Annotated in this window: 9 protein-coding genes; 7 read left to right on the top strand and 2 right to left on the bottom strand. The window is 65.8% G+C overall.

The features are described from left to right. Positions 1-66 precede the first annotated feature (66 nt). Together QM590_RS22170 and QM590_RS22165 are read right to left on the bottom strand one after the other, a co-directional pair. Positions 67-738, bottom strand: coding sequence for a TetR/AcrR family transcriptional regulator (locus QM590_RS22170; protein WP_068053330.1), 672 nt, complete (start codon positions 736-738; stop codon positions 67-69). A 20-nt stretch (positions 739-758) separates the two neighbouring features. Beyond that, a complete protein-coding gene (locus QM590_RS22165; protein ID WP_269596429.1) occupies positions 759-1355 on the bottom strand; it encodes a dihydrofolate reductase family protein in 597 nt (198 codons plus the stop codon). Positions 1356-1573: 218 nt separating this feature from the next. On the opposite strand from QM590_RS22165, the gene QM590_RS22160 reads away from it, so the two are divergent. From QM590_RS22160 to QM590_RS22130, 7 genes are all read left to right on the top strand, one after another. Next, on the top strand, positions 1574-6757 hold the full coding sequence (locus QM590_RS22160) for a PDDEXK-like endonuclease domain-containing protein (RefSeq protein WP_269596430.1): 5184 nt from the start codon (positions 1574-1576) through the stop codon (positions 6755-6757). Between the two features lie 99 nt (positions 6758-6856). Next, positions 6857-8071: a metallophosphoesterase gene (locus QM590_RS22155; RefSeq protein ID WP_269596431.1), complete on the top strand. Its 1215-nt coding sequence runs from the start codon at positions 6857-6859 to the stop codon at positions 8069-8071. Between the two features lie 28 nt (positions 8072-8099). Beyond that, positions 8100-8939: an HAD family hydrolase gene (locus QM590_RS22150; RefSeq protein ID WP_269596432.1), complete on the top strand. Its 840-nt coding sequence runs from the start codon at positions 8100-8102 to the stop codon at positions 8937-8939. A 64-nt stretch (positions 8940-9003) separates the two neighbouring features. Further along, a complete protein-coding gene (locus tag QM590_RS22145; RefSeq protein WP_269596433.1) occupies positions 9004-9699 on the top strand; it encodes a hypothetical protein in 696 nt (231 codons plus the stop codon). Between the two features lie 31 nt (positions 9700-9730). Beyond that, on the top strand, positions 9731-10618 hold the full coding sequence (locus QM590_RS22140; protein ID WP_269596434.1) for a hypothetical protein: 888 nt from the start codon (positions 9731-9733) through the stop codon (positions 10616-10618). A gap of 74 nt (positions 10619-10692) precedes the next feature. Then, entirely contained in the window at positions 10693-11238 is a 546-nt protein-coding gene (locus QM590_RS22135) for an LpqN/LpqT family lipoprotein (RefSeq protein ID WP_149407987.1), read from the top strand. Between the two features lie 51 nt (positions 11239-11289). Further along, positions 11290-12699: a plasmid pRiA4b ORF-3 family protein gene (locus QM590_RS22130; protein WP_269596435.1), complete on the top strand. Its 1410-nt coding sequence runs from the start codon at positions 11290-11292 to the stop codon at positions 12697-12699. The last annotated feature ends 124 nt before the right edge of the window (positions 12700-12823 follow it).

Below are 12823 nucleotides of genomic sequence, written 5' to 3'. Positions count from 1 at the left end.
TACTGACGGGTACAAATCGAGCCGATCGGCTCGAGTTGGTTCGATCGTCGCCGAGTGCGGTCTCCCTCACCTGTCGCCCTCGCTCGCCCGTGGCAGTCGCAGCGCGTTGACCCACAGCCTCGTCGCCGTCGCGAGCAGATCCTCGGAGTCCGCGGGTGGGAGGCCGTCTGCGGCGTCGACGACGAAGTGATTGAACGCGAGCCGGCTGATCATCGACGACAGTGCGCGCGAGGCGAGCAGGGGATCGAGTTCCGCGTCGGCCAGACCGCGGCTCTGCAGGCTCTCGATGCTGCGGGCGTTGCGCCTGACGAAGGCATCGGCGCGTTCACGGCGGAGGCGTCGGAACTCGGGATCGATGTTCGAGACCTGCTCGAGCAGCGCCATCAGCTTCGCGTTGCGGCGGTATGCCTCGAAGTACGCACGGTTGCTCGCGGCGATCACGGCAACCGGATCGTCGTGCGGGTTCACTCGCTCGGTTCCGGGATGCAGCATGTCGTCTCTGGCCTGCTCGAGCACTGCGGCCAGGATCTCTTCCTTGCTGGTGAAATAGGTGTAGAAGGTGCCGGCGGAGCATCGAGCAGCGCGGGTGATGTCGATCAACCGGGAGTCGAGGTAACCGCTGTCCTCGAAGACTCGACGCGCGGCGGCCACGAGCGAGGTACGGGTTCGCAGCCCTCGCGGGGTGGTCGGCAGCTCCCGATTCGGCAGCTCACGGTCTGGCTCCGGCGCGGCAGGCATTCAGTCTTTATACGTCATCGTCAGCGCGCGTCCGGGCGGATGAACCGGGAGAATCTCACCCCGCTGTCGAACTGGCGTGATTCGAGGTGCTCGAACCGCTCCGCGGGGAACGGATCGGGTCCGATTCCGGACGAGAACAGGCCGATGCCCCTGCCGAGCACGACGGGATTGACCTTGAGGAACAGCTCGTCGATCTCGGGCAGCAGTTGACCCGCCAGGTTTCCACCTCCGCAGATCCAGACGTCGTACCCGGAATCCTCTGCCTTCAGGCTCCTGACCAGTCCGATCGGATCCTCGTTCACGACGGTGAGGGTGGGGTCGTCCGACGGTGCGAGGGTGCGCGAGAAGACGTACTGGCGCAGGTGGGGATAGGGGCTGGTGATACCGACGTCGAGCGCCGGCTGCAACGTCTCGCGGCCCATGAGGAGGGCGTCGAATCGAGCGGGTGGACCGTCCAGGCCGAATATGGCACGAACGTGGACCGGCAACGTCTCGGGCAGCTCGGCCACGATGGCGTCGAGATGATCGCCGTCGGGCACGAAACAGTCGTAGTTGCCATCGGGTGCAGCGATGAACCCGTCGAGGGTGACGGCGATGTAGTAGACCAGGTTGCGCATTCGGCTCCTGTCGTGTTCGACGGGTGAGAACCCGTGGGCAGGCGGGTCGGTCGCTGTGGCGGATCCAGTGACCGAAGTCGGTCTTTGTGAACCAGCACTAGAACGTATTTTGTGTGCTCAGGACGCAACGAACAACCGGTTTTCAGCGGCTAGTCTGGCCCGGGTGTGCAAACACCGTCCCTGAAACGGACGACCATTCGAGTATTTGTGGGGAAACTGTGACGGCTGCAGCGGCTACCGGTCGTGAACACGACGACGAGCTCAAGAGCAGGGTTCAACGCCTGCTGCGCTTTCTTCGCGAAATCGTCGAGGCGCGTTCGAACCCGGTGCTGCGCTTCGACGACCACGTGCAGGTCGAATGGATCCATGCCGGTGACGTTCCCATGCAGCTCGACCCACGCGCCAAGCAGGGTGGTGTGGTGCTCCGTGCACCGCGCATCGCGGTCGACGATCCGCCCGAGCCGCCGGCGCTGCTGTCGGGTTGGCTCGACCCACAGGTCGTTGCAGACAGTCGCTATCGCGAACTCGAGCTGGCCGACGCATCCTCGGTGACGTCTCGTCGTCGAGCGGAGGCGCAGGAGTCCGATGCCGACTTCGACATCCGCAAGGCCTACGAGATCAAGCAGGCCTTCGAGGAGTACTCGCAGTCGTGGAAGGAATGGGCGCAGGAGGATCGGGATCGGCGTCCGCAGGCCGCTCTGTACCAGGCTCTGCAGCTGATGATGCAGGAGCTTGCATCGCGCCCCGAGTCGATCGAACTCGTGGTGGCCTCGGGGTTGCTGACCTCGAGCAACACCGATCCGCAGCGCAGCGTGCGCACTCACCTCATCACTCAGTCGGCCAGTATCGAACGCGACGTGCGTACCGGTGATCTGCTGGTTCGCCTCGCCGCGAGCACCACTGCGCGGCTGGAGGACGGCCAGCTGCTGACCGCCTCGGACGATTTCGACACCTCCGGCTCGGTCGCTCTGGCACAGGAACTGCACGACACCGTCACCTCACCCATCGGGGCAGGCGTCGAACAGTTCCTGAGGAACTGGGCGTCGCGGGTGCCGCGGCACGAGATCGAGGTACTCGATCGTCTCGGGCCGCCCGGGGCACTCGCCTACATCGACGACGACCGCACGCTCACCGTCTCACCTGCCCTCGTTCTCCGCGTTCGGGACTCGTTCGCACTGGTCGAGTACTACGAGCAGATGATCGCCGACCTCGAGTTCGCCGACTCTCCGGTACCGCTCGGGCTCGCTCAATTGGTCGATGCCATCGAGCCGGCCGATCGGATCGCGTGGCTCGAACGCACGGGAGCGGGGGAGTCCTCGGCACTGGCGGAGGACCCGCTGTTTCCGCTGCCGGCCAATGCTGAGCAGTCGCAGATCATCGAACGGCTGGGGCGTGACAGCGGCGTCGTGGTCGAAGGGCCGCCCGGAACGGGCAAGACTCACACGATCGCCAACCTCATGTCCGGGCTGTTGGCGCGCGGTCAGCGGGTTCTGGTCACTAGTGAAAAGTCACAAGCTTTGCGCGTGCTGCGGGACAAGCTCCCGCCGGAGCTGCAGGAGCTCTGCGTATCCATCACCGACCTCTCCCGCGGTGGTTCCGACGAGCTCAACCGCAGCGTCGCGAAGATCGCCGAGCGCAAGACCTCCTTCGACGAGGCCAGCGAGGTGCAGAAGATCGAGGCACTGACGACGCAGCGCGCAGCGGCTCTGGCCAGGCGGGCCGAGTTGCTCGATCGTGTCAGCGCGCTCCGCGAGTCCGAAACTGTTGTGCACGAATACGTTTCCGATGGATACGACGGCACGGTGTCGTCCATCGTGCGCAAGGTCAAGGCCGCCGAAGGTGCCCACGAATGGCTGCCCGGCCCACTGCTCGCCGATCGACCACCTCTCGACGGTGCCGAGGTCGATCAGCTTCGTAAGCTCATTGCCGGCTCCGACGGCACTCGAGAGCTTCGCTCGCGTCAGGTGCTGCCGCGTCCCGAGACCATGCTGCCGAACTCGGCCGAACTGGCGTCGCTCTGCCAGCGCGCAGGTGCGCGCATCGACGCTTCCTCGCCCCAGGCCGCCGAGCTCGTGTCGTTGCTCGACGGCGTGGAACCCGCCATGGCCTCGGAGATCAGGCAACTGTGCGAGGAGCTCGCCGCTCGGGTGCGAGCGGTCGTCGAACTCGACGGCTCGTACCTACGCCTGACCGATTCCGTGCTGTCCGGCGAGGCCGCCCACCTGTGGTCTCGGGTCAGCGGAATCGACGCGATGGTCGAGACGGCCGCTGCGTCCGATCGCTATGTCGGTGCGCACGACGTGCAGTGCTCGACGAGCTCACCGGCGGCACTCACGGCAATGGATGCGTTCGCCGGCGCGTTGGAGTCGGGTATCGAGTGGAAGCCCCGGTTCCGTCGCAGCGAGGAGCAGAAGGCCGTCGAGGCACTCGATATCGTCGCCACCGTCGACGGGCAACCTGCGACGACCGCGATGGCTGCGCGTCTGGTGGCCGAACATATTCGCACGCTCGAGACCGTGCAGACCGCAGCGGTGCTGCTGGCCGACCTCGCGATCGTCGTTCCGCTCGACGGCACACGGTCGATTCGCGTCAACAACGTGGCGCGGATTGCCGACAGGCTGAGTCTGGTGTCAGCAGTCGTCGCTGCCCGCGACGCCCTTGTGCACCGGCTGTACACCGTTTCGCCTGCGGCACCGTGGATTCGGAGCCTGGCCGACGCCCGGGAAGTCGCCGGGGCCGCCGACGCCATCGCCACGCGTATCGACATCGATGCCGCACGCGCCGAGCTCGACGCCCTGCAGTTCGCGGTTGCCACTCGCATCGACGCCGGGCCGTCGCCCGAGGGCTCGAATCTGGTGAGTGCGTTGAGCACCGCGGATCCGTTGGAACTGGCTGCCGCCGTTGCGGCGTATTCGCAAGCGTGTTCCGAGCAGGAGGATCAACTGCTGCTCGAATCGATGTCGGCGTCGCTGTCCGAGGTCGCACCCGCGCTGTTCGACTTGGTCAGGGACACCGCTGGCGACGTCGAATGGGACGAGCTGAGCTGGCAGATGTCCAAGGCCTGGGCGTGGCGTCGGGCACGCGAGTGGGTCGGCGAGCAGCACCACGGCGGTCTCGAGCAGCAACTCGAGGCGGAGTTGGCCGCTGCGGATACCGACATCGCCTACCTCACAACACGTCTCGCCGCCGCCAGTGCCTGGCGCAACAGTCTGGAGCGAATGACTGCAGTCGAGGTGCGGGCGCTGCAGACCTACCGCGAACACATCTCCAGCATCGGTTCGGGAGCCGGTAAGTACGCCGAAACCTACCGCAGTGCAGCACGATCGGCGATGCGTGAGGCGCAGAGTGCCGTGCCCGCCTGGGTCATGCCACTCTCGCAGGTGCTCGCGTCCATCCCGCCGGTGCCGGGCAGTTTCGACGTCGTCATCGTCGACGAGGCGAGTCAGGCCGACATCACCAGTCTCTTCCTGCTGTACCTCGCACCCCGGGTGATCGTGGTGGGCGACGACAGGCAGTGCGCGCCGGCCGATGTTCCGCAGACCGGCACACTCGAGGACGTGTTCGATCGGTTGGACGTCTACCTGCCCGATCTACCGGAACACGTGCGTGCGACGCTGACCCCGAGGTCGAGCCTGTTCTCGATGCTGCGTACCCGGTTCGGTCAGGTGGTGCGGCTGCGTGAACACTTCCGCTCGATGCCGGAGATCATCAACTGGTCGAGTCAGCAGTTCTACGGAGATTCCCCGCTCGTTCCCGTGCGGCAGTTCGGTGCGGATCGACTACCGCCGTTGCGGCACACGTACGTTCGCGGAGCGACGGTGACCGGAAAGAACGCCTCACTGGTCAACCGGACCGAGGCCATCGCGATCGCCGACCAGATCGCCGAGTGCCTCGAAGACTCCTCGTACGACAACCTGACCTTCGGAGTGGTTGTGCTGCAGGGCCAATCGCAGGTCGACGAAATTCGCAACGAGTTGATCAAGCGGATCGGTATCGAGCAGTGGGAGCAGCGTCGACTTCGCGTCGGTACGCCGCCGGACTTCCAGGGCGACGAACGAAACGTCGTGTTCCTGTCGATGGTGGTGGCACCCGATCAGAATTTCGCCACCCTCACCGCCAATCAGTACAAGCGGCGGTTCAACGTGGCAGCGTCGCGGGCACAGGACCAGCTGTGGCTCTTCCACTCGGTCACGGTCGATCGTCTCAAGCGAGCGGACCTGCGCAACTCGTTGTTGAGTTACGTCACCTCCGTCTCGCCCGCTCCGGCCGATCCCATGCCGGCCGATGTCTCGCGCGAGGTCCGGAAGGCCCCCTTCGAGACGTTGCTCGAGCAGCAGTTGTGGAACGACCTCGTCGAGAGAGGTTTTCACGTCAATCCCGGTGTCGAGGTGAACAACAGGCGTCTCGCCCTGGTCGTCACCGGCGACTTCTCGCGGCTCGCCGTCGAGTGCGACGGCGACACGTTCCTGTCGACCCCCGCTCAGCGGTTGGCGGATCTGCAGCGTGAGCAGGAGCTCAAGCGGTGCGGTTGGACGTTCTGGCGGGTGCGTGAATCCGAGTACTACCTGGACCGCGAGGCGGCGCTGGAAAGTCTCTGGGCCACGTTGGCCCATCTGGGAATCAAGCCCAACAGCGTTGTCGTGGAAGGTCTCGAGAGCTCGGACGAGTCCTGGTCCCCGGTCCCACTCGAGTCCTCGCAGTTCGACGATTCCGGCGTCTTCGAGACGTCCACGCACGCAGACTCACCCGCGCGCCACGAGTCGGTGCTGTCTCTGTGGACCATGCCGCGCATCGACATTCCCACCGAGGAGCCGTCCGCATCGCAAGCTCGCGGAGCCGACCGCGAAGGATCGGCACCGACGACAACCAACGGTTCCGGAACCACCGACCGAGCTGGAATCCAGAACGGTTCGCGACCGACCAACGGTTCGGGAATGACGAACGGTGTGTCTCCCACCAACGGTGCCGGTCGTGTCAACGGCTCCGGAGGTGCCAACGGTGCCGGGGCTACCCACGGATCCGGTACCGGGGAGTCCGACGGTTCCGATGGCACCGCTCGGCCGATCGAGTCCTCGGCACCGAGCCTCTCGACCACCGAGATCGGTGAAGCCACGAACAGCACGACATCGGCCACGGACCGGGTCGGGGACGCCGAAGAGCCGGTCGCACAGGAAGAGCCCGTCGCACAGGAAGAGCCGGCCGCTCAGGACGAGGCCGCGGCAAGCGTCGAGTCGGCCGAGCTCGATGGAGCCGATCCGGTCGAGACGCAGGGCGATTCGACGGAAGCAACGACCGATGATGCCGAGCCGAGCGGCCTCGAGGCACCAGAGGACGAGGACATCGCAGAACACGAATTGCCGCTCAACGGACTTCGCGGATACACGACCCGCCGTCGGCCGTAGCTCTCGGCGGGCAGGCTCGTTGCCCGCGCCGAACCATCCGAAGCCGACGTAGTCTTGGCCTCGGATTGCGCACGTACGAGTGAAGAGGGTTCGACGCCGATGACAGATCGACAGACGCAACGCCCGGAACAGTCGGTCTCACCGGACGGTTCGACGCGACCGCGATCTCGGCGGGTCGTCGTTCCGACCGTCGTTCTCGTGGTCTGCGCTGCGCTTGTCGGCCTGCCTGCCTGGACTGTCGTGTTCGCGGGCGCGCAGTGGCCTGCGGCTGCACAGTCGGTCGGCTCAGCGGTTGCGGTCGCGGCATTCGTGGCACTGCCTGCAGCGATGTATCTGGGTCACCGGCCGAGTGCAGAGGGGGTCTCCAAGGACGTGTGGGCGCGCGTCGGAGACGTGTTGTTGGGCTTGGCTTGGATCGCGTTCGTGTGGTCGGCACTCTCGCTACTGTTGCGGCTCGGTCTGTGGGTGGCTGGGGTAGACGACCCTCTTCGGTCGCGGATCGTCTCGGTGACAACGCTGATCGTCGTGGTCGTCCTCGCTCTGTGGGGCCATTACGAGGCGATGAGAACGCCCCGAGTGCGACACACGACCGTCAGGATCGACCGGCTCGGGGCTCGATTCGACGGTCTACGAGTGGTTCTCGTGACCGACACGCATTTCGGCCCGCTCGATCGAACGACGTGGTCGCATCGTTTGACCGCCGCCGTCAATGCGCTCGAACCGGACGTGTTGGCCCACGTCGGAGATATCGCCGACGGCTCGGTCGATCGGCGTCGAGCGCAGGCTGCGCCGCTGGAGGCAATGCTCGCGAGCGCGGCCCGCGTGTACGTCACCGGCAACCACGAGTACTTCGGCCAGGCGCAGGAATGGCTCGATCACATGGAGGACCTCGGATGGAACTCCTTGCACAATCGCCACGTGGTGCTGCATCGCGGTGACGACGCATTGATCATCGCGGGCGTCGACGACGCCACCGCCGCTGGCTCGAGTGCACCCGGCCACGGAGCGGATCTTGTTCGCGCCCTTGCCGGAACCGATCCGTCGATGCCCGTGCTGTTGCTGGCGCATCAGCCGAAACAGATCGGCGACGCTGTCGACGCCGGCGTCGATCTGCAGGTCTCCGGGCATACGCACGGTGGTCAGATCTGGCCGTTCTCGGCGTTGGTTCGCCTCGACCAACCGGTGGTGCACGGTCTGAGCAGACACGGTGCGCGAACTCAGCTCTACACCAGCCGCGGATCGGGTTTCTGGGGCCCGCCTTTCCGGGTGTTCGCGCCCAGTGAGATTTCCGTTCTGACGTTGGTCGCCGGCTGAGCGCGCGATACCTGGCAGTATCGGTGGGGTGAAGAGAACCGAAGAGGTCGTCGTTGTCGCAACCGATCTCGACGGCACCTTGCTGCGTTCGGACCGAACTGTGTCGGCGCGAACGGCCGCCGCGATGGCTGCCGCCGACGCAGCCGGAATCAGGGTGGTGTGGGCCACCGCTCGCGCGCGCCACTCCATCGACGAACTCGCTGCGTCGTGCGGATTTCGCGGCACGGCGATCGGTGCCAACGGGGCTGTGGTCCTCGATCTGTCCGACGGCTCCCCGGCCATCGTCGGCACCAGGTCGGTACCGGCCGAGACGGTGGCGTCGGCCAAGTCGGTTGTGCGCTCACTCGTCCCCGGAGTTGCCTTCGCAACCGTGGGTGCCACGCGATTCGTGGCCGAGGCTCGGTACGCCGAGCTGTGCGTGTTCGCAGACCATCACCGGCAGCCGCACGAGATGGAGCTGTCGGAGCACGGCTTGTCGATCGACGTCGAGCCGACCGTCAAAATCGTTGCTCGGCACAGTGATACGACGAGTGAGGAGTTGTACGAGATCGTTGCTGCGGCGGGGGTGGACGGAGTGGAGCTGACGCATTCCGGTGCCCCGTACATCGAGATGTCCGCGGCGGGAGTCTCGAAGGCCAGTGCGCTGCAGGAGTTGTGCGAGCAGTGGGGGATATCTGCCGGTTCGGTTGCGGCAGTGGGGGATGCGCGCAACGATCTGCCGATGCTCACCTGGGCGGGTACGGCGTTGTGTCCGTCGAATGCCGCGGAGCCCGTGCGATCCGTCGTCGATCGAGTCCTCGAATCCAACGACGACGACGCGGTTGCGCGCTATCTCGAGGAGCTCACCGCGCGCCGAATGAAACTGTAACGTCCGGTCTGCTCGTCGCGACGCTGTATGAGAGGCTGGCCCCATCATCGGCAGAAGGACACCAGTGAGCTATCCAGATTCGGGCGACCCCTCGCAGCGCGCGTACGGACAGTACGGCGCGCAGCCGAATCCATCCGATCGAGTCCTGCCACCGCCTTCGTCCGGTCCTGGTGCGCCGCATTCTCCGGCGACGGCGCAGCCGAGTGGGTACGGCGCGGTTCCCCGGCCGCCGGTGTTCGGCACCGGTGGCTTCCCTGGTTCGCCTCCACCTGGACCCCCGAGAAAAGGGAACGGTGGCATCTGGATCGTGGTGGCCGTTCTGACTGTGGTCGCAGTGATTCTCGGCGGCGTGTTCGGGTGGTTCATGCTGCGCGACGACGCAACTCCGGCGGTGGCGTCGGGTGCTGCACCATCCTCGGCAGTGTCCGACGGCGGTGTTCCAGGCGGTGAAACCGCACCGAGTGCCGAGAACTCACCGCAGCCGGGCCCGGCCACTCTGCCTGCGGGAGCGCAGACCTGCCCGGCGACCGTGGCGTCGAGCAGCGGACTTCGAGGCTCGGCGGTGGGGTCGACGGTCACGTCGTGCCCGTTCGCCGAGGAAGTTCGGTTGGCCTACACCAGGGCCGGTTCGGATCGGAATTCGCGGACCGTGGTGGCCAGCAGCCCGGTCACCGGCAAGCGGTACGACATGAACTGCGACTCGTCTGCGCAGTTGGTGACGTGTACCGGTGGCGAGAACGCCGTTGTCTACCTCTTCTAGTTCGGCGCGCCGCGTCGGACGAGTCGGAGCGGTGGCTCTCGCGCTCTGTGCTCTGGTGTCCGGCTGCACCATCGCCACCGACGACGGACCCGCGTCCGAAGCGCCCCTCGTGTCCGAAACATCGGCTGCTCCTGTGCCACCGTTGTTTCCACCGACGTCCGATGCGGAAATATGGACCACTGCGCCTCCTGTCGAGCCGCTGCCGGCAGAGGATCTGGCCGCGGAGTTCGGCGCACTCGAGTCGACGGCGGGTGGGCCCATCGGCCTCGCTCTGGTTCCCGTCGGTGGTGGCCCGCCGACAGTGCTCGGCACCTGGACTTCCGGTTCGGCGTGGTCGACGGTCAAAGTGCCACTGGCTGTGGCCGCAATTCGTCGCGGCGCGGATGCGGTGGTTGCCGACGCCACCGCCGCCATCGAAAGCTCCGACAACGCAGCAGCCGAGAATCTGTGGGTTTCGCTCGGGGATTCCGCTGCCGCAGGTGGCGCAGTCGACGCGGTTCTGCGGCAGGGCGGTGACGCGGCGACTGCGGTGCAGAGGGAGCGGGTTCGTCCTGGATTCAGTGCATTCGGACAGACCGAGTGGTCGACGCAGGATCAAGCAACGTTCGCGGCGGGCCTGTCGTGCATCCCGGATGCTGCACCGGTGGTCGAGATGATGAACAGTGTTGCGCCCGAGCAGCAGTGGGGCCTGGCGAAGATGTCCGATGCTGCCTTCAAAGGCGGCTGGGGGCCGAGCGTCCGAGGCGGTTACGACGTCCGGCAGGTCGGTATCGTCACCACTGTTGCCGGTCGAGTCGGTGTGGCGATTGCGGCGCAACCGAATTCGGGTTCGTTCACCGACGGAACCGCAATGCTCGACGCGGTCGGCAGCTGGTTGGAGTCGCACAGCAACCAGCTCCCTGCCGGTCACTGCCTCTAGGACCTGCTGACGAGCGGACCGGCGCGGGTAGCCTCTGGCGTGTCAGTGAATCGTGCACCACGAAAGGCATTGCTGTGAACGACGCCCTGTCGACGGAATCGTCCGAGCCCACGACGATCGCCGAGTACCTCGACGCACACTCGTTGCGCGTGTCGCCGCTCGACGGTGCCGCGGCGGCCGAGCTGGGCATCACCGTGCCGATTCCTGCGGGATGGCAGACGCTCGATCCCGCACAGTTCCCAGGGGCGACCCAGGTGATCGTGGAACCGAACCTCGTGGAGAACGGTTTCGCGCCCAACGCGGTGCTTCTGGTCGGTGCGTTGTCGCGCACGATCGACCCGGAAGCGTTGATGGCATTGGGTTTCGGCGACGGACGTGCGATGCCCGGATGGGTGGAGCGCGAGGCGAGTACAGCGTCGTGGCTCGGCTGGCCGTCGCGATTCATTCGGGGTACGTACGTCGCGCAGCAACTCGAAGCCGCCGTGACGACGCGGTATGTCGTGGTAGGCGTCGATACTCAGTACCTCGTGCAGTTGACGGTGACGACGTTGGCGTCGCAGCTCGATGCGTTGGCCTTCGACGTCGCCGCGATCAACGACGGTTTGACCACGAGTACGTAGAAGATCGCCAGCCCCTGTGTCCGACGTGCAGGTCCGACTAGGGTCCTTTCCATGTCGATGAGAACCGGTCGCGTCCGGCACCTGTCGGTGGTGCCGAATTTGTCCGACACCGACGAACCGGCCGACGACACCGCGACGGAAGCCACTCGGCGACGCTTGGTGAACCTGGTGCTTCGGGTGACCGTGGACCACACTCGGCCACAGATTTGGCGTCGGGTGCGGGTGCGCTCGGACCTGCTGCTGTCCGAGCTGCACGCGGTTCTGCAGAGTGCCCTCGGATGGGAGGACCGGCACCTGCATGCGTTCAGCGTCAGGACCGCCGGTGCCACACGTCGATTCGAGATGGAGGAAACGCTCGACGACGAACCGGACGACGACGCGTCGAGCGAGGAGCGAGTGCGGGTCGACGACGTACTCACTGCACCGGGTTCGACGATGACGTACGAGTACGACTTCGGTGACGGATGGGCACACACGATCCATCTGGAGCAGATCGATTCCGATATCGACGACCTCCGATCCGTCTGTCTCGACGGGGCGCGCGCCTGCCCACCCGAGGAGTCCGGCGGGCCTTCGCGGTACGCCCAGTCGCTCGAGATTGCCGCCGACACGTCCGATCCCGAGCACGCGGCGCTCATCGCACGATGGGGCGCGGGCTTCGACCCTGCTCGATTCGACGTCGATGCGGTCAACGCGGTGCTGCACTCGTTCGACGTAGGGCGTTCGGTGCTCGCCGAAGCGGTGGCCGCGGCCCCGGCCATCGGAAAGCTGTTCGACCGGGTGCGTCCTACGGAGGTGCCGTCACTGATGGCGTTGCTTCCGCGATGCGAGCTCACCATCGAGAGTTCGGTCGATCTGCCCGTCGCAGCTGTGGCTATGGCCAAGTTCACGTGGTTTCTGGACAGAATCGGTGATGACGGAGCAGAGCTGACCGGTGCCGGCTACCTCAAGCCCGCGTTCGTGGCGGCGATTCGTGAGGAACTGGACTGGGGGCTGGGGTGGGTAGGGCCGAGCAATCGCGAGATCGACCATCATCAGGTCAGCGATCTGCGCGACGCGGCGCGGCACCTCGGGTTGACCCGCACATCGAAGGGCAGGTTGCTGCGCACCAAGCTCGGAGCGGCGTTGGCCGAAGACCCGGTCGGCATGTGGCGGCATGCGGCGTCGCGACTTCCTCTGGGGAAGGAGTCGTACGAGACCGACGCAGCGACTCTGTTCCTGATCTCCCTCGCGGCATCGGCATCTGCGACGCATCGCAACGAGATGTTGATCGAGACTGTCGCCGAATTGGGTTGGGCCAGCGAAGATTCCGGTGTGTTCGACGCTCAGTTCGCGGCGCAGGCCACGGTGAGCTTCCTCGATCTCATCGGTGCCCACGGTCCGCGGTTCTATTTCCGTCAAGAGGTATCGGACTCGCCGAGCTGGTCTCGCAGGTTCGCGCGGGACGCATTGCTGAGCTGAGCCGCCGAGAAGCGGTCTCGAGGACTGCTGAATTGTGGCTCGGGCGACGGATGACCGTCGCTGAGCAGGCGATTTGCGTTGGTGTGGTTGGTGGCGTAACTTTTGTCGAGTCAGAGCGACGGAC

Origin of the sequence: Rhodococcus sp. IEGM 1372, assembly GCF_030056835.1 — a bacterium.
GTDB lineage: Bacteria > Actinomycetota > Actinomycetes > Mycobacteriales > Mycobacteriaceae > Rhodococcoides.
This window is presented reverse-complemented; position numbering and strand designations above follow the sequence as displayed.